This is a genomic window from Flavilitoribacter nigricans DSM 23189 = NBRC 102662, assembly GCF_002646595.1.
GTDB classification, from domain to species: domain Bacteria; phylum Bacteroidota; class Bacteroidia; order Chitinophagales; family Saprospiraceae; genus Flavilitoribacter; species Flavilitoribacter nigricans.
Genome location: NZ_PDUD01000017.1, coordinates 194,394 through 212,144, shown reverse-complemented (window position 1 = coordinate 212,144; position 17,751 = coordinate 194,394). Strand labels below are relative to the sequence as shown.

Genomic DNA, 17,751 nt, shown 5'->3' with positions numbered 1-17,751 from the left:
GGCAGCATTATTTAGCTGCCCTCAACAAAACCTATTGGATACATGAAAAAGTTATTCCCGTTATTTATTGCGCTACTGACCTTCAGTGCGCTTTCCGCTCAATCTGCAAAAGACATTGTTCAGAATTACCTGGAAACGATCGGAGGTGCGGACCAGTGGCAGAACATTAAGACCATGACCACCGAAGCCAGCATGAGTATGCAGGGTATGTCTTTCGATGCGATCATCTACGCTAAATATCCCGATAAACAGCGGGTGGAGGTGGACCTGAATGGCATGCAGCTGATCCAGGCCTACGATGGAACAACCGCCTGGTGGATTAACCCGATGATGGGTAGTGATAAGGCGCAAAAAATGCCCGAACCGATGGCCCAGTCCATGAGCAACCAGGAATTTGAAAGTCCGTTCATCAATTACGAAGAAAAGGGAAGCACCGTCGAATTGCTGGGTGAAAGTGAATTGGAAGGTACGGACGTCTACGAATTGAGATTGGGAAGATCGGACGGAAGGAGCGAGATCTATTATTTCGATAAAAAGACCAACCTGCCGATCAAGATGGCCACAAAATCTTCCGAAGGTCAAATGATCGAAACCCTTTTCAGCGATTACAAAGCTACCGACTCGGGCCTGGTATCTCCCCACAAGATGGAGGTGAAAGTGGGAGGCAGCACGCAGCAGGAGATCACTTTCCACAAGATCACCTTTGACAAAAGTCTGGAAGACGCATTTTTTGCTTTTCCCAACTGATCCTTTCGTAAAGCTTAAGGATTTCCTGAAAATAGGTATCTTCATCACTGTAAACATGAGCCACCCTGAATTTTTTCAGTACTCAAAAATGACCTAGTAGAGGTTAAACATTCGTAGAAAAATAGTCGAAATGCTGGTTTCGACCTCAGCGAGGTCGCACAGCATGGAGCATGTGGTAAATGTGCGACCTCGTTGAGGTCCGAAAAAGCTTATCCAGGCTAAATTCTACGAATATTCGACCTCTCTGAGGTCATACACCGCCTTTTATAAAATTCGGGGTGATTCATGTTATTCTTGAAACCAGGGGTACTCCTTTCCGGCCGGAAATGCAGTCGCCCCGTTTATACCTATTTTATGATGAGCAGAAACTTATGGTGTTTGCTCCTAATCGCGGGATTGCTGGCGTCCTGCGGGGAAGGACCGGACACGACAGAAACTAACGACGACGATCAAAACCTTCAGCCGGCAGCCACTGCAACGGATGCCACCTTCCCCGAGAAAATAGCCGCCGGTACCATCTACGAAGTTAATATCCGGCAGCATACCCCCGAAGGCACGATCAATGCTTTCGCCGAAGACCTTCCGCGCCTGCAGGAAATGGGGATCAAAATGCTCTGGATCATGCCGGTGCAGACCATCGGTACCAAAAATCGCAAGGGTTCCCTGGGAAGCTACTACTCCATCCGCGATTACCGGGAAGTAAATCCGGAATTTGGAAATCTGGACGATTTCAAATCACTGGTAGACAAAGCCCACGAACTGGGGATGTACGTCATTCTCGATTGGGTGCCCAACCACACCGCCTGGGATCATCCCTGGATCACCGAACACAAGGATTATTACGCACAGAACGAAGCCGGAGAGGTGATCTACGAAGCCGACTGGACGGATATTGCCCTGCTGGATCACACCAATCCGGCTACCCGTGCCGCCATGATCGACGACATGAAATACTGGGTGACCGAGGCTGATATCGACGGTTTCCGCTGCGATCACGCCGGACACGAGATCCCGCTGTATTTCTGGGAGGAAGCAACTTCGGTTATCGATCCACTCAAGGACCTGTTCTGGCTCGCCGAATGGGACGGGGCCCGCATGCACCTGGAGTTCGACGCTACCTACGCCTGGGAATTGCTGCACCTGACGGAAGATGTGGCCAAAGGCGAACACAATGCCGACGACTTGGACGAATGGATCCGCAAGGACCTCCAGGAGTACGGTCAGGCCCCGATCCGGCTGACGATGATCACCAATCACGACGAAAACTCCTGGGCGGGTACGCTCAACGAACGTTACGGTGAGAGCCAGAAAGCCTTTGCTACCTTCGTCTTTACGGCTTACGGCGTGCCGATGCTTTACAGCGGTCAGGAGGCCGGTCTGGACAAGCGTCTGAGATTCTTCGAAAAAGATACCATTGACTGGAGCGATCCCAACCAGCTACAGCCGTTCTACACCCAACTGGTACAATTCCGGCTGGATAACGAAGCCGTCTGGGGTGGTCTGTACGGCGGTATGCCGGTGCGGATCAACGATAATGCCAACGTGTATGCCTTCAAGCGCGAGAAGAACGGGAATACGGTGATCGGTATCCTGAACTTTTCGGCCACCAGCCAGTCAGCTGATCTGACGGACAGCAGCATTAACGGCACCTATACGGACTATTTTACCGGTGAGGAATATACTCTGGAGTCGGACGGTTCTCTCGAACTGGGCCCCTGGGAATATCTTTTATTTGCCCGGTAACCGCCGTGGAAAGTAACGGCTGGCCTTCGCTGTTTTCCGGACTTCCAGAGCGGAGGCCGTCCGGTTTATTTGACCTGTTTTTCCCTTCAACAAAAAACGACCAATGAGTAACGTATCAATAAGTTCCAAGAAGCCCCGGCTTTCCTTCCGGCAGATCTGGAATATGAGTTTTGGTTTTCTGGGGATCCAGTTCGGCTTTGCCCTGCAAAACGCCAATGTGAGCCGGATCTTTGAGACCCTGGGAGCCGATCAGGAAGCATTGCCGATCCTCTGGCTGGCGGCACCGGTAACAGGTCTGCTGGTGCAGCCCATCATCGGCTATTACAGCGACCGGACCTGGCACGCCAAGTGGGGGAGAAGGCGCCCGTTCTTCGCCATCGGCGCCATTCTCGCAACTATCGCCCTGTTCCTGATGCCCAATTCCACGGCCCTGTGGATGGCGGTACTGATGCTCTGGCTGATGGATGCGTCGATCAACATCACCATGGAACCCTTCCGGGCTTTCGTGGGGGATATGCTGCCCAACGAGCAGCGCACTTCCGGTTTTGCCATGCAGAGCTTTTTTATCGGCCTGGGAGCGGTCGTCGCATCGGCCCTGCCGTACATTTTTACCAACTGGTTCGGTATCAGCAACACTGCCGGTGAGGGCATGATCCCGGATTCGGTAAAATGGTCCTTCTACGCGGGAGGTTTCGCCTACATCACCGCCGTCATGTGGACGGTGTTCAACACGGAAGAATATCCGCCGGATGACCTGGCAAAACTGAAAGAAGAGAACGCCAAGCGGGGGATCTTCGAAGGGCTGAAGGAATCTTTCATGGGGATCTTCGAGATGCCCAAAACGATGGTCCAGCTGGCCTTCGTGCAGTTCTTTTCCTGGTTTGCGCTCTTTGCGATGTGGATCTATACCACTTCGGCGGTGACCAGCCATGTCTACCAGACCACCGATACGACCTCTGCCCTGTACAACGAGGGGGCGGACTGGGTCGGTATCTGTTTTGCCATCTACAACGGTGTGGCGGCCTTGGCGGCCTTTCTTTTGCCGGAACTGGCCAAAAAGACCAATCGCCGGGTGACCCACCTGGTGGCCTTGTGCCTCGGGGGCATCGGTCTGCTTTCGGTGTATTACATTTCCGATCCGAATTACCTGCTGGTATCGATGATCGGAGTGGGAATTGCCTGGGCGAGTATCCTGTCCGTTCCCTATGCCATCCTGTCGAGTACACTGCCGTCGGACCGCATGGGCTATTTTATGGGGGTATTCAATTTCTTTATTGTGATCCCCCAGATCGTGGCGGCCGGTATCCTCGGCTTTATTCTGAAGAGCTTTTTCGGTAACATCCCGATCTACGCCCTGATCATCGGCGGCGTGTCCATGATCCTGGCGGGGGTACTGACCTTATTCGTAAAAGACAACGAAGCGGAAGCGCAGGCGGTCTGAAATACCAGGTGAGTGTTGCCGGTGCACAGGAAGACCGGCATCACTCCCCACCAGGTCACTGAACATCGCCCGTAATAGTCGGTTACAAGTCAAAAGATCAGCTAACGATATATGGATTATGATACGATAATATTGCTGGCCACTTCGCTGGGGCTGGGTTTATTGGTGGGATTGCAGCGAGAGTATTCCGGACATCCCATTGCGGGGATCCGCACCTTTTCCCTGATCACACTTTTCGGGACCATACTGGGTCTGATCGCTCAGGCGAGCGAGAACTACTGGATCATTGGTGCGGGTGTGCTGGCGGTGGCGGCCATTATGTTAATGGGCAATTTCCTGAAATCCAAAACCGGAAATGTCGATATCGGGCAAACCACCGAAGTCGCCGGCTTACTCATGTTCGGCCTGGGAGCTTACCTGGTGGAGGGTAGCCTGGCCGTCGGCGTGATCATCGGCGGTATAACGGCAGTTCTGCTCCATTTGAAGGGCACCCTCGATGATTTCGTAAAAGGCCTGGAGAAGAAGGATATTAAAGCCATAATGCAGTTCGCTGCTATTTCTCTGGTGATCCTACCCGTGCTGCCCGACCGTGAGTACGGACCGTACGAAGTACTGAACCCCCAGGAGATCTGGTTGATGGTGGTACTGATCGTAGGACTGGGACTGGGCGGTTATTTTCTCTATAAAATGCTGGGAAAGGATGCCGGTACCATCACCAACGGTATCCTGGGCGGACTGATCTCCAGTACGGCAACGACTGTTACCTACTCCAATCGATCGAAAGATGTGCCGAGTATCAGTCGGCTGGCGGCCTTCATCCTCATCACTGCTTCTACGGTAGCGCTGATCCGGATCATCGTGGAAGTGGCCATCGTAAGCCCGGATAATCTGGGGCGGATCGCTCCGCCCTTACTGACCGTTCTGGGATTGATGATCGTACTGTGCGTGGCCATGTATTTCCTGAGTCGACGCAATGGCGATGATAATGAGGAAGTGGAAGAAATGCCGGAGCCGGACAATCCTGCCCAGCTGAAAACCGCTTTGATATTCGGTGCCCTGTACGCGCTGGTGTTGATCGGGGTAGCTGCGGCTAAAGATTATTTCGGCCAGGGCGGTTTACTGATCGTTTCCATTATCAGCGGTTTTACGGATGTGGACGCCATCACGCTTTCCCTGGCCAATACCCTGAATCGGGGCGGCATCGAAGTGGACAATGCGTGGAAATATATGCTGATCGCATCCTTTTCCAATCTGGCCTTTAAGGGAGGCATGGCCGCCGTGATCGGCTCCCGAAAACTGGCAAAATACGTACTGCCGGCCTTTGCGATCACTATCGTATTCGGCCTGCTGGTCATCTGGTGGTGGCCGACGGGCGGATAGACCTATATTCCAAATTGCACAGCAAGTTTGATTGAAAACATGATCTATCCTGAATTTTTTCAGGACTCAAAAATGATCTCGTAAAGGTTAAACATTCGTAGAAAAATAGTCGAAGTGCGGGTTTCGACCTCGGCGAGGTCGCACAATATGGAACAATGTGGTAAATATGCGACCTCCCTGAGGTAGGGTGTATAATATGGCACACTAATCATGCGGTATTTTTAAATTTCTCCGTACTTTTTTACGCCAAAAAAGTACCCAAAAGGCCGGGCAAAATTATCCCTCCCACGAAGCAGGCACCCACACCCACCATTTTGCCCGCTTCCCAACCCGCACCACGACATCTGATTGCACTAAGTCGAACGAAAAGTATTGATAAAAAATGCACGCAACTTTTACCCCGCAGATTGTACATCCTACCTGGTAGAGGTTAAACATTCGTAGAAAAATAGTCGAAATGCTGGTTTCGATCTCAGCGAGGTCGCACAGCATGGAGCAATGTGGTAAATGTGCGACCTCCCTGAGGTTGGGAAACGCTTATCCATGCTAAATGCTACGAATATCCGACCGCTCTGAGGTCATACACCGCCTTTTATAAAATTCGGGCTGATTCATGTTGGCGGCACATCCTGACGGATTTTTCTAATCCGTCAGGTCTAAAACGAGCAGTGCGTAAGTATAATTTATGCATTTTGAATAACCCTCCGGCAAATTGACACACCTCCCATATTACGGAAATAAACGTAATTTTGCATTCAGCAAAAAGAATATGTGATGTCCGTAGAAACACAAGGAGAACTATTGGGAATGCAGGCCGCCGGAGAAGCCGTTGCCGTAACCCTGCGCAAAATGCGGGAATACGCAAAAGCGGGAATGTCCACCAAAGAACTGGATGAGTACGGTTATGAGATCCTCCGGTCTTACGGTGCGAACCCCGCTCCGCAAAAAGATTACAATTTCCCGGGTTATACCTGTATCAGTGTGAATAATGAAGTTTGCCACGGCATTCCTTCCGAAAAAACCATACTGCAGGAAGGTGACCTCGTTAATATCGACGTTTCCGCCGAGCTGAACGGCTTCTACGGGGACAACGGCAGTTCTTTCATCCTCGGAGAAGACCGGCAGAACCTTCAGCCCCTGGTAGACGCTTCCCAGGAGATCCTCAATCTTGCTATCAGTAAGGTGCGCAGTCGCATGAAGATCGCCGATCTGGGCGGTTTCATCGAGCGGGAAGCCAAAAAGCGCGGCTTTAGGGTGGTCAAAAATATCTGTGGCCACGGGATCGGCCGGAAACTGCACGAAAACCCACGGGAGATCCCCTGTTACCGGGATCGGTTCAACCGGGAGCGTTTTCGGAAAAATACCGTCATCGCACTGGAAACCTTTATCTCTACCCGCGCCCGCTACGTATACGAAGCGGAAGACGGCTGGACGCTGAAAACGAATGACAACAGCTTTGTCGCTCAGCACGAACATACCCTCATTATAAAAGACGGAGAACCGGTGGTACTAACCAGTGCCAACGGTGTATGACCCAAATTTTAGCCTTCCCGGAACAACCTATCCGGGAAGGCTAAAGAGGAATGTTTGAATCAACAAAAGCAGACTGGAAGCAAAACATAAAGATCTAAAACAGCGTAGCTGAGGTATCCGGCAATCCAGTCCTTATTCTAAACCTCTACACTTTCACACCTTCATACTTTCGTACATTAGACTATTCAAACTTTCCCAGTACCTCACTGTCAATGATCTGTTCCAGGATCATCATCTGTTCGGCGTTTTTCTCGATAAAGTGCCAGTTATCCGTACCGGTATCCGCAATGGCGAAAAGGGTTTTATCCGCTTTTATCACGAAAGTTTTGTTGGGGCGATCTACAGTTACTTTATCCGCGCCGTAGGTGGTTTCAAAAGAGGTTTTCATAAAGTCAAGTGCCTGCTCGTTGAAGCTTTCGCCTTTCAGGATGATCTTTAACTGCATGGCGTAGTCCACCGCTGAAAAAGTTTCCCCTTCATAGTCTTCCTCCCCATAGATCTTCTTGATCTTCATATCGCTCATCTCGAAGGTCATTCCATCCGCTTCCATATTCTCGAAAATACCGAGCATTTGTTCGCGCGGCACCAGATCGAATAATTTGGGATAGGTCAGGTCCAGTACCTGGTTCCATTCCTTGTTCTGGGTAGCTTCGAAGAACTGGTCCAGTTTTTCGGTGATGCCGGCCTGGCGGGCGGCGGACTGAGCGGTGGTTACTAATGGCAGCAAGAAGAGCAGCATGGCGGATACGCCGATCGCGCGCAGATGGATGTGCATGATTGATTTCATTTTTATGGTTTTTTGCAGGGCAAACTTACGGCATTTATTTCAGGAATGGAGAAGGAGTGACTGCTTAGGAATAGGCTTTGATCGCCTCCGAAATATTCATGATGTGATCGCCGGTTTGTTCCAAGGAGGTAAAGAGGTTGTTGTAGATCAGGGAACTGTTCATGTTGTAGTTTGGATCTTCCTGACTTTCCTGGTTTTCTCTGCGCATCAGATCGCGCAGGGCATTGATCTTCTTTTCCGTGGCGATGGCCGGTTCCAGGTCGATCTGACTAAATTCCGGTACCGCAATATTTTTATTGAGAACATCGAAAGCATTGTCTACGAGCTGGAACATTTCCTTCAGTCGCTCGCGTTGTTGCTGGTTGAACCAGATCTTCTCCTCGATCTTGCGTTTGATGGTGCGGGACATCTGGTAAAAATTGTCCCCGATCTGTTCAAGATCACTGCAAATGCCGATAATACTGCGGATCTGTACCGAAGTGCGGGTGGAGATCTCTTCCGAAGAAAGTCGCTGTACGTAGTTGCCCAGTTCGAGTTCCACGCGGTCGTTGATCTCTTCGTATTTGGCGATGCGATCTAATAACTCCTCCTGTTCCTCCGCTTCGGTAGAAAACAGCAGCTCCCGGGTGAAAATGGACATCCGGCTGGTGATCACACTGTAACGGGCCAGTTCTTTCTGGGCTTCAATGATGGATAACTCCGGGGTCTTGAGCAAAGAATTGATGTAGGCGAGCCGGAAGTTCTCGTCGTGTACCCCTTTGGAGGGCACCGTTTTGATAGACAGTTTGATCAGCCAGGGCACAAAACCGATTAACAGCAAAGCATTGCTCAGGTTAAAGGTAGTGTGAAAGGCGGCCAGGGTGATCACATCGGCAGTTGATTGCGGCAGAATGGTCACAAAGTAATTGGTCACCACGTTCTCCAGAAAATCTACAAAGTAGGGGAGGAGAAACACCATCCAGGTGATCCCGAACAGATTGAACAGGGAATGGATCCGGGCGGAGCGTTTGGCGTGTACATTGCCCACCAGCGAAGCGATCTCCGCGGTTACGGTGGTACCCAGGTTTTCCCCGAGGATCATGGCGGCGGCAACATCCAGGGTGATCCAGCCCTTGGCGAGCATAACGATCGTCAGAGCCATGGCTGCACTCGAAGACTGAATGAGCCCGGCAATGATCGCACCGACGAACAGGAACAGGATGGTGGATAGGTAACCGTAGCTGGCGTAATTGGCCAGAAATTCCAACGCATCCGGATAATCGCTGAAATCGGGGAAAGACACTGATAAGAAATTGAGCCCCAGAAATAAAAGCGCAAAACCAATGAGAAATTCTCCCCAGTAGCCCCACCGGTATTTTTTGACGAAAAACAGGGGCAAACCGATCGCAATGAGCAGCAGGGAATAGTCCGCAAAGTTGAATTTACTCACATCCAGAGCGATCAACCAGCCGGTAATGGTCGTGCCGATATTGGCGCCCATCATAATCCCGGCGGATTCGGACAGGGAGATCAGTCCGGCGTTGACAAAACTAACGGTCATAACCGTCGTAGCCGAAGAAGACTGGATGATCCCCGTGATCAGGAACCCGGATAGCAGGCCGATGAAGCGATTACTGGTCATCCGGCGCATGATCACCCGCATCTGCGAGCCTGCAGCTTTCTGGATCCCTTCGCTCATCACCTTCATGCCGTAGATGAAGAGCGCCAGCGAACCCAGGATGTTAAAGATTGATACTGTGCCGGTTTCCATACAATTGCTTCAGCAAGGTTGTCCCTATCGTATTAACAGAGAAAGAAAGGCTGAAATTAATAAAAAAACCATTATCGCAGCGGAGCTGTTCCCTGGGCGGTATTCAAACTTGCAGAAACCATTACTCAGGGATATACCAGACGCGAAGCGGTTTGGTCCTGACGTGCTGGTCACCGTCAGGATTCCCAAACCTATTTTACGTCAATATAGGTGCAGCGCACCGTCCTGATCATGATCAGGTCGCTACGCTGTAGCTCTAGATATTTTCATCCCTTTGGTCTGAAAATAGTACGGTGCACCGCACCTATCTTGGCGATTTGGGATAGGCGTTTCCCCGGGCTTGCACCAAACTCGAAGATATAGACGCAAAGTGATTTGCTCCTGATGTGCCGGTAAGCATCAGGATTCCCAAACCCATTCTACGTCCATATAGGTGCAGCGCACCGTCATAGCTACAGACTAATACGTGACCGATGTTTTGAGGTGCAGCGCACCGTCCTGATGATGTCGCACGCTGTAGCTCTACGTATTTTCATCCCTTAGGTCTGAAAATAGTGCGGTGCGCCGCAACTGCCCGGGCAATTTGGGATAGGCGTTTCCCCACGCAAGGAATTTTCCTTTTGGAGGGACCGTTGCGGTCCTATCGTTCAACCAATTTTACTTTCACCATTTCCTTGGCGTTGGAATCGCCGCCGACATAGATCTCAAAGTCACCCGGTTCGGCCCGAAATTCCATTTTGGCATCGAAAAATTTGAAGGTCTCCGGTTCGAGTTCAAAACTGACGGTCTGACTTTCCCCCGCATCGAGCGCTACCTGCCGGAAGGCTTTCAGCTCGCGCAGCGGACGGGTGGTGCTGCCCACCAGGTCCCGGATATACAGTTGTACGGTTTCTTTGCCGGTCCGTTTGCCGGTATTGGCGAGTTGTACGCTGACCGTCAGCGATTCCCCGGCCCTGAATTCCGATTGATCCACCTTCAGATTCGAATAAGCGAAAGTCGTGTAGCTCAGGCCGTAGCCGAAGGGGTAGAGCGGCGTATTCGGTATATCCAGGTACTTACTGGTATACTTGTTGTTGGGATCCATCGGGCGGCCGGTATTTTTCGCGGCGTAAAAAATGGGGATCTGAGCTTCGTGCCGGGGGAAGGTGACCGGCAGTTTTCCGGAAGGATTATAGTCCCCGAACAGGACATCGGCAATGGCGGGGCCACCCCGGGTGCCGGCAAACCAGGTCTCCAGGATCGCGGGTGCATTTTCGGCAATCCAGGGTATGGCCAGCGGGCGGCCGTTCATAAGTACCACTACCACGGGTTTTCCGGTAGCGACAATGGCTTTGACCAAATCCGTTTGCACACCGGGCAGACCGATCATACCGCGGCTGGCGGCCTCACCGCTCATCCAGGAGCCTTCACCCACGGCCAGCACAACGGCATCGGCCTCCATGGCCGCCAGTTCTGCTGCTTTAAAGCCGCTGCGGTCTTCGCCTTCGATCTCCGCACCTTTTGCGTAAAGGATACGTACGCCTTCGCCGAGTTTTTCCTTAATGCCGCTAAGCAGACTGACTGCCTGATCGGCTTCTCCGGCTCCCCGCCAGGCGCCCAGCAGATCATCCTGGGAATCCGCCAGCGGGCCGATCACCGCGAGGGTACCCATATCTTTAGCCAGCGGCAGTACCTGGCCTTCGTTTTTCAGCAGTACGGTGGATTTACGGGCAATATCCTGCGCGTCGGCCAGTTGCCGTTCGGTCATGATGTTATTTTGCTCCCGGTCGGTATTACTGTAGCGATAGGGATCGTCGAACAGCCCGAGTTGAAACTTCACCCGCAGGATATCACCGACTGCCTCGCGGATGCGATCTTCGGATACATTTCCGTCCGCTACGAGTGCTTTCAGATGATCGTAGAAGGTAGCGCCCTGCATATCCATATCGACGCCGGCATTAACCGCCTGCATGGCGGCCTGCTGGTCATCGGCGGCGTAGCCGTGCGGCACCATCTCGTTGATGGACGTGTAATCCGTTACGACGAAACCGTCAAATCCCCATTCTTCCCGTAGTATCTCCCGCAACAGGTGGGCGTTGGCGGTGGCCGGTACGCCGTCCAGTTCGTTGAAGGAGGTCATAAAGGTGTAGACCCCGGCGTCTAATGCCGCTTTGAACGGCGGCAGATAAAGTTCCCGCAGGGTCCGCTCCGAGATATCCACCGTATGGTAATCGCGCCCGGCCTGGGCTGCACCGTAGGCGGCGAAGTGTTTGGCACAGGCGATCAGAGTATTGACGGCGGCAATATCATCCCCCTGAAATCCTTTGACCCGGGCCGCTGCGATTAATTCACCGAGGTAGGGATCCTCTCCGGCTCCTTCCATGATCCGGCCCCAGCGCGGGTCGCGGGCGATGTCCACCATCGGTGCGAAGGTCCAGTGGAGGCCGGCTGCCGTGGCTTCTTCGGCGGCAATGCGCGCGGCGCGCTCGATGGCCTCCAGGTCCCAACTGGCGGCTTCTCCCAGCGGTACGGGCGTGATGGTTTTATAGCCGTGGATCACATCGTAGCCGAAGATCAAAGGAATGCCCAGCCGGGTTTCTTCCACGGCCATGCGCTGCAATTCCCGGTTATATTCGGCGGTGTGCGCATTGAAGATAGCGCCTACTTTTCCGGCCTGGATATCGGCCTTATAGTTTTCCCGCAGGGTAGGTCCCGTTACCGCCCAGTCGCTGGTGAAGAGGTTCATCTGGCCGATCATTTCGTCCAGCGTCATTAGTGCCAGCACACTGTCTACCCGTTGATCAACGGTCTTTTGTTGGGCAATTGCGACCATCGGTAGGGCCAGCAGCCCGTAAAGGATCGCCATGCGGTTCATGTGCTTTTTCATACTTGAAAGGTTTTTATTGTTTGGTGCAAGGTTAAAAGCGTTGGCAATTTTGGGGGTCAGTAGGTGCCGCCGTACTTCCAGTCCGCTCCGGTGCGGGGCACGCCCACGCGTTTGAGCGGGATCTTCAGGCCTTCGGTGGATTCCAGCCAGTCGTACAGCGCATCGTTCATAGCTTTGATCTCCGACTGGTGTTCCGGGCTTCGGATCAGGTTGCGCGCTTCGTTGGGATCGTCCTGCAGATCGAAGAACTCATTGGTATCCCAGATACCGAGGTATTTGATGAATTTGTAGCGATCCGTCCGGACGGCGTAGGTCGTCGGCGTCTGCGGGAAGGGGCGCTCCCAGTAGTATTCGTAAAAGATCTGCTGCCGCCAGTCCGGGATATTTTCTCCCTGCAGGAAGGGAACGAAAGAGCGGCCGTTCATCTGTTCCGGCGTTTCGATACCGGCCAGGTCCAGTACCGTCGGACCGATATCAATATTCTGGATCATGCCTTCGTGGGTTTTCGGTTCGATCATGCCCGGCGCGTACACCAGCAGGGGCACCTTCATGGACTCCTCGTAGGCGTGGCGTTTATCGATCAGCCCGTGCTCCCCGAAGGAAAAACCGTTGTCGCCCATGTAGATCACCACGGTATTCTCCAGTTGGGAGGTTTCTTCCAGATAGTTCAGTACCTGACCGATGCTTTCGTCGATGCCCAGCACCGTCTCCAGATAGCGCCGGTAGAAATCGTTGAATTCGATCTGGCCGTTGTACATATAATCCACTCCGTGCCAGCTTCCCCGCTGGGCCTTTACCCAATTCGGTACGTTAGCGTAATCGTAGCCGACCTTTTGGGCCGCCTGGATCTCCTGCTGCGTCGGTTTCGGAGCGGTCACACTGGTATATTCCCAGGGATTGGTATCGGGCGGGTACATTGTCGGCGGGTAGGAGATGGGCTGATCCGCATAAGCGCCGCGGTGCCGGGGCGCGGGCAGGAATTCCGCGTGTACCGCCTTGTGGGACAGGTACAGAAAGAACGGCTGATCTTCTTCCAGGGACTTCATCCACTCCAGAGCGTAATCGGTCAGTACATCGCTCATATAGGAACTGTCGTTGTAAACGACCCGCTCCCCGTTCACATTGAGGTTCGGATCGTAGTAGGTGCCTTGCCCCTGAAAACTGACCCAGTGGTCAAAACCGGGGCGCGGATCATCGTTGTAATGACCCATATGCCATTTCCCGACAAAGGCGGTTTTGTAGCCGTTATCCTGAAGGTAGGACGGAAAGTAGATCAGTCCTTCTTTGGCCGGCGCCTGATTGTCGATCACCTCGTGTACGTGGGAAAACTGCCCGGTCAGGATAGAAGCCCGACTGGGGGAGCAAAGGGCGGTGGTCACAAAGGCATTGGGAAAATGGATGCCTTCTCTGGCCATGCGGTCCATATTCGGTGTACGCAGCCCGGGCACCTTTCCGGTAAATCCCATAAAGTCGTACCGGTGATCATCACTTAAGATAAAGATCACGTTCGGCTGATCGGCGGTAGCCGGGGAGGCGGGCGGTACCTCGCTTCGTTGGAGTGGTAAAAAGGCAAATAATGCCAATACGGGAATGAGAAAGGAAAACAATAGAACTTTTTTCATGGTGCTGTTAATTCGTTTTGTGGCAGCTTGGTCAAAAGCCGGAAAAAATAGCTCCGGGCGACTTCCGCATCATTAAAGTGGGAAACGCCGGGAGGGAAGAGCTGTCTGAAATAAATGGTGAAGCTCAAAACTGATTACTTCTACCTAAGATATCAAGTTTTTTCTACCCAAAACAGCTATGGTGTAATGCCGGTTATGAGAGGGTATTTGAGGTTGTAAGGTTATTTAATTTATTTTCAATTATTTATGTAAAGAATAATAAATAATAATTTAAAAATAAATGTTAAATGGCGTAGTAGTAATGAGGTGTTTTTGGAACGAGTTGCTATTCGGATTACGTAATTTAGTGTTGTCAAAAATAAAACTCCTGAAATAAAATTTGCATCAGATTATCCTTCGCAAGATTAAGGCCCCAAATTAAAAACGCAAGACCAGCCAATCACCAACCAGCATGTGAGAGGAGCGTGAAACTCCTCTTTGGATCGACTTTAGATGCCTGTTTAGCTTCTGCGGGAAGCTTTCGGGGTGTGGATCTATTGGTTAAAAGGAATTGAAAAAATGGGAAGAAACGCAACTTTACAAATGATCCGATTTTGCCCAAACCACCAATCCTTTCTCCATCCCATTCCGATGGCTTACCTCTTCTAAACCGGAATTTTTATACCGTTCAAAAGGTCAGTTACGGATCAGTTCCGGACCTGATCAATGCTCGAATACACTTTGTTATGAAACTATGAAGTTGACTAATGTTTTCTGCTGCCGGTGAAAAGCCTGCTTTTTGAGGTCAATTGAAGCCCAGTAAGGAAACTGTAGACAACTTCTAATTTAAATCCTATCACATCATGAGAATGAAAATTCTATTTACACTCACACTTTGTGTAATGTACACGCTTTCCTTTTCCCAGGGAAGAGAGATTACCGGAGTGGTTACCGATGCCGAAAGCAACGATCCGCTGATCGGGGTGACGGTACTGGTAGAAGATACGGGCACCGGTACGGTGACCGATTTCGACGGTAGATTTACCGTCACCGCTGAAACGGGAAACACCTTATTAATAAGTTACACAGGCTACTCCCCCGAAAGAGTAGTGGTAGGGACCGAAGATAACTACAACGTGCAGTTGAGCTTCGGCTCCGTTGCGCTGGAGGAAGTCGTAGTAGTCGGTTACGGTACCCAGCGTACCAAGGACCTGACTTCGTCCATTACCACTATCAAATCGGAAGACATCACCAAAACCCCCTCCAGCCAGGCCATGCAGGCCCTGCAGGGTAAGGTAGCCGGTATGCAGATCGTCAGCAGCGGTACGCCAGGTAGCGGTCCGACCGTCCGGATCCGCGGTATCGGATCTTTCCCCGGCAGCGGGGATGCAGCTCCGCTCTACGTGGTGGACGGTATGTTCTTCGATAACATCGACTTCCTGAACAACAACGATATTGCCAGTATCTCCGTACTGAAAGATGCCTCCGCGGCGGCCATTTACGGTGTGCGGGCGGCGAACGGCGTCGTTTTGGTAGAGACCAAATCCGGCTCCTACAACCAACCCGCGGAGATCGTTTACGACGGTTACTACGGTATCCAGGTGGCTCAGAACGTACTGAAGCTGGCCAATGCCGAGCAGTTCACGGATATGGCCCTGGAATCCGGTTCCGAAGCGGACATCAGTTTCATCCAGAACGCTATGCAGCGCTACGGCCGGAGCCGGATCAATCCGAATGTACCGGATGTAAATACGGACTGGTACGATCAGATCCTGCGGGAAGCGCCCATGCAGAACCACAGCTTATCCATCAGCGGTGGAGGCAGCAATGCTACTTACTCCATCGGCGGCAGTTACTTCTTACAGGACGGTATCCTGGATATGAAAAACGAATACGAGCGTTTTAACCTGCGTTCGAAGGTCGATTACAAAGCAACGGACTGGCTGACGATCGGCGGAAATATGCTGCTGAGCAATTCCACGCAGTACGCGCCCGCCCAGGATGCCTGGTTCCGCGCTTACTTCGCGGTGCCAATTATGCCGGTGTACGACGATATGAACGAGGATGCATTCCCGGTAAACCTGGCCAACGCGCAGGATCTTGGCTACCGGGGAGGTCAGAACCCGCTTTCTTCCACCCTGTTCAATAACAACCGTCTGAAAAGAAGGAACCTGGTGGCTAACTTTTACCTGCAGGTGGATCTGATCCCGGAAAAACTGACCTTCAAATCGAGCTATAATCACAACTACCTGTCCTACAACGCGCGGAATATCGACCTGCCGTACTTCATCGGCAACGGTTACCAGAATCCGAACTCTTCCATTTCCAGAACTTACGAGAACCGCTCCAACCAGATCTGGGACAACCTCCTGACCTTCACCGAGGATTTCAACCGCCACAATCTTCAGGTAATGGCCGGTACCTCTTACCGGGATGAAGCCTGGGATCAGCTCCGGGCGACCGGTCTGAATTTCCCCGTGGATCAGGAAGAGGCCTGGTATATCGATCAGGCGGAAACCATTCCCGTTGATAATGTAGGTGATAACGGTGCCCGCCAGTATGGTCTGTCTTACTTCGGCCGGGTAGCTTATAATTACGATCACAAATATTTGCTCTACGGTACCCTGCGGGCCGACGGTACTTCCAAGTACCAGGAAAAATGGGGCTATTTTCCAACGGTGGGGATCGGCTGGGTTGCTTCCCAGGAAGATTTCTTCAACGTGACGGGGATTGACTATCTGAAATTCCGCGCCAGCTGGGGAGAATTGGGTAACGACAACGTGCCGGCCAGTGACGGGGCGCGTACGACGGACATCATTACGACCGCCATCGACGATCAACTGGTGACCGGTACGACCTCGCTCAGCGTATTTTCCTACCTGTCCTGGGAAGTAGTGGAAGAACTGAACTTCGGTCTGACTTCCTACCTGTTTGACAATCGCCTGAGCCTGGATGCGGATTACTACATCCGTGATACCAAAAATGCGGTCATTCCGGTAGAGAACCCATCCATCGGCGGTACGGTACGGAAAAACGTTGGGGTAATCCGGAACTCCGGTTTCGAACTGGCCCTGAACTGGACGGACAATTTCTCCCAGGATTTCCGCTATTACATCGGCGGTAACATCTCTACGCTGAAAAACGAAGTGGTTGACCTCTTCGGACAGGCTTACGTTGACGGCGGAAGCGCCGAATTCAGACAACGTTCCATCGTGGGGCAGCCGCTGCTGGCTTTCTTCGGCCGCGAAGTAGTGGGCGTCTATCAGAACCAGGCCCAGATCGATGCCGATCCGGTAGCCGTGGCCAATAACCTGGAACCGGGTGACCTGATCTACCGGGACCAGAACGGAGACGGCGAGATCAACGACGACGACCGGGTGATCCTGGGATCTTACCTACCCAACCTGATGTTCGGCGGTAATTTCGGACTGGGTTTCAAAGGTTTTGACCTGTCGGTTAGCGTTTTCGGACAGTCCGGCAATAAGATCCTGAACCGGAAACGCGGTGAAGTCATCTTTACTTCGGATACCAATATGGATGCCGACCTGGCCATCAATCGCTGGCACGGGGAAGGGACGTCCAACAGCTACCCATCTTCCAAGGGGATTCGCAAGGGCTGGAACCAACGCCTGAGTACTTACTTCATCGAGGACGGTTCTTTCTTCCGCATTCAGAACGTACAGGTCGGTTATAACCTGAAAGGTGCTGACCTCGGAAGCGGCATGCCGGATATCCGGGTGTATTTCACCGCAGAACGCCCGCTTACTTTGTTTGACTACAACGGTTTCAACCCGGAAGTAGCCACCGGCATCGACCGGCAGACGTATCCGATCCCGGCCATTTATACAGCCGGCCTGAATGTACGCTTCTAAACGAGCGGGATAAAAAAGGGAGCGTACGGGA

Annotated in this window: 10 protein-coding genes; 6 read left to right on the top strand and 4 right to left on the bottom strand. The window is 52.1% G+C overall.

All coding sequences use genetic code 11. The features are described 5' to 3' along the window. The first annotated feature begins 42 nt into the window (after positions 1-42). The 5 genes from CRP01_RS10040 to map all read left to right on the top strand — a co-directional run bounded on the left by CRP01_RS10040 (position 43) and on the right by map (position 6,844). Positions 43-747: a LolA family protein gene (locus CRP01_RS10040; protein WP_099149890.1), complete on the top strand. Its 705-nt coding sequence runs from the start codon at positions 43-45 to the stop codon at positions 745-747. Between the two features lie 378 nt (positions 748-1,125). Continuing rightward, positions 1,126-2,490, top strand: coding sequence for an alpha-amylase family glycosyl hydrolase (locus CRP01_RS10035; protein ID WP_222845689.1), 1,365 nt, complete (start codon positions 1,126-1,128; stop codon positions 2,488-2,490). A gap of 103 nt (positions 2,491-2,593) precedes the next feature. Continuing rightward, entirely contained in the window at positions 2,594-3,931 is a 1,338-nt protein-coding gene (locus CRP01_RS10030; protein ID WP_170110304.1) for an MFS transporter, read from the top strand. Positions 3,932-4,042: 111 nt separating this feature from the next. After that, positions 4,043-5,311 (top strand): MgtC/SapB family protein, encoded by a 1,269-nt coding sequence (locus tag CRP01_RS10025; RefSeq protein ID WP_099149889.1) that lies wholly within the window; start codon positions 4,043-4,045, stop codon positions 5,309-5,311. 774 nt (positions 5,312-6,085) lie between these two features. After that, on the top strand, positions 6,086-6,844 hold the full coding sequence (map, locus tag CRP01_RS10020; RefSeq protein ID WP_099149888.1) for a type I methionyl aminopeptidase: 759 nt from the start codon (positions 6,086-6,088) through the stop codon (positions 6,842-6,844). Positions 6,845-7,025: 181 nt separating this feature from the next. On the opposite strand, the gene CRP01_RS10015 is transcribed toward map, so the two are convergent. From CRP01_RS10015 to CRP01_RS10000, 4 genes are all read right to left on the bottom strand, one after another. Further along, on the bottom strand, positions 7,026-7,631 hold the full coding sequence (locus CRP01_RS10015; RefSeq protein ID WP_099149887.1) for a hypothetical protein: 606 nt from the start codon (positions 7,629-7,631) through the stop codon (positions 7,026-7,028). Between the two features lie 64 nt (positions 7,632-7,695). Continuing rightward, complete coding sequence (locus tag CRP01_RS10010) at positions 7,696-9,381, bottom strand: Na/Pi cotransporter family protein (protein WP_099149886.1); 1,686 nt, start codon at positions 9,379-9,381, stop codon at positions 7,696-7,698. A 640-nt stretch (positions 9,382-10,021) separates the two neighbouring features. Continuing rightward, entirely contained in the window at positions 10,022-12,247 is a 2,226-nt protein-coding gene (locus CRP01_RS10005) for a glycoside hydrolase family 3 N-terminal domain-containing protein (RefSeq protein ID WP_233752662.1), read from the bottom strand. Between the two features lie 56 nt (positions 12,248-12,303). Beyond that, complete coding sequence (locus CRP01_RS10000; RefSeq protein ID WP_099149885.1) at positions 12,304-13,869, bottom strand: sulfatase family protein; 1,566 nt, start codon at positions 13,867-13,869, stop codon at positions 12,304-12,306. Between the two features lie 842 nt (positions 13,870-14,711). On the opposite strand from CRP01_RS10000, the gene CRP01_RS09995 reads away from it, so the two are divergent. Next, entirely contained in the window at positions 14,712-17,720 is a 3,009-nt protein-coding gene (locus CRP01_RS09995; RefSeq protein WP_222845688.1) for a SusC/RagA family TonB-linked outer membrane protein, read from the top strand. Positions 17,721-17,751: the final 31 nt, after the last annotated feature.

Coding starts and splice junctions, on each gene's coding strand:
- CRP01_RS10040 (WP_099149890.1), top strand. CDS start 43: ATGAAAAAGTTATTCCCGTTATTTATTGCGCTACTGACCTTCAGTGCG.
- CRP01_RS10030 (WP_170110304.1), top strand. CDS start 2,594: ATGAGTAACGTATCAATAAGTTCCAAGAAGCCCCGGCTTTCCTTCCGG.
- CRP01_RS10025 (WP_099149889.1), top strand. CDS start 4,043: ATGGATTATGATACGATAATATTGCTGGCCACTTCGCTGGGGCTGGGT.
- map (WP_099149888.1), top strand. CDS start 6,086: ATGTCCGTAGAAACACAAGGAGAACTATTGGGAATGCAGGCCGCCGGA.
- CRP01_RS10015 (WP_099149887.1), bottom strand. CDS start 7,631: ATGAAATCAATCATGCACATCCATCTGCGCGCGATCGGCGTATCCGCC.
- CRP01_RS10010 (WP_099149886.1), bottom strand. CDS start 9,381: ATGGAAACCGGCACAGTATCAATCTTTAACATCCTGGGTTCGCTGGCG.
- CRP01_RS10005 (WP_233752662.1), bottom strand. CDS start 12,247: ATGAAAAAGCACATGAACCGCATGGCGATCCTTTACGGGCTGCTGGCC.
- CRP01_RS10000 (WP_099149885.1), bottom strand. CDS start 13,869: ATGAAAAAAGTTCTATTGTTTTCCTTTCTCATTCCCGTATTGGCATTA.
- CRP01_RS09995 (WP_222845688.1), top strand. CDS start 14,712: ATGAGAATGAAAATTCTATTTACACTCACACTTTGTGTAATGTACACG.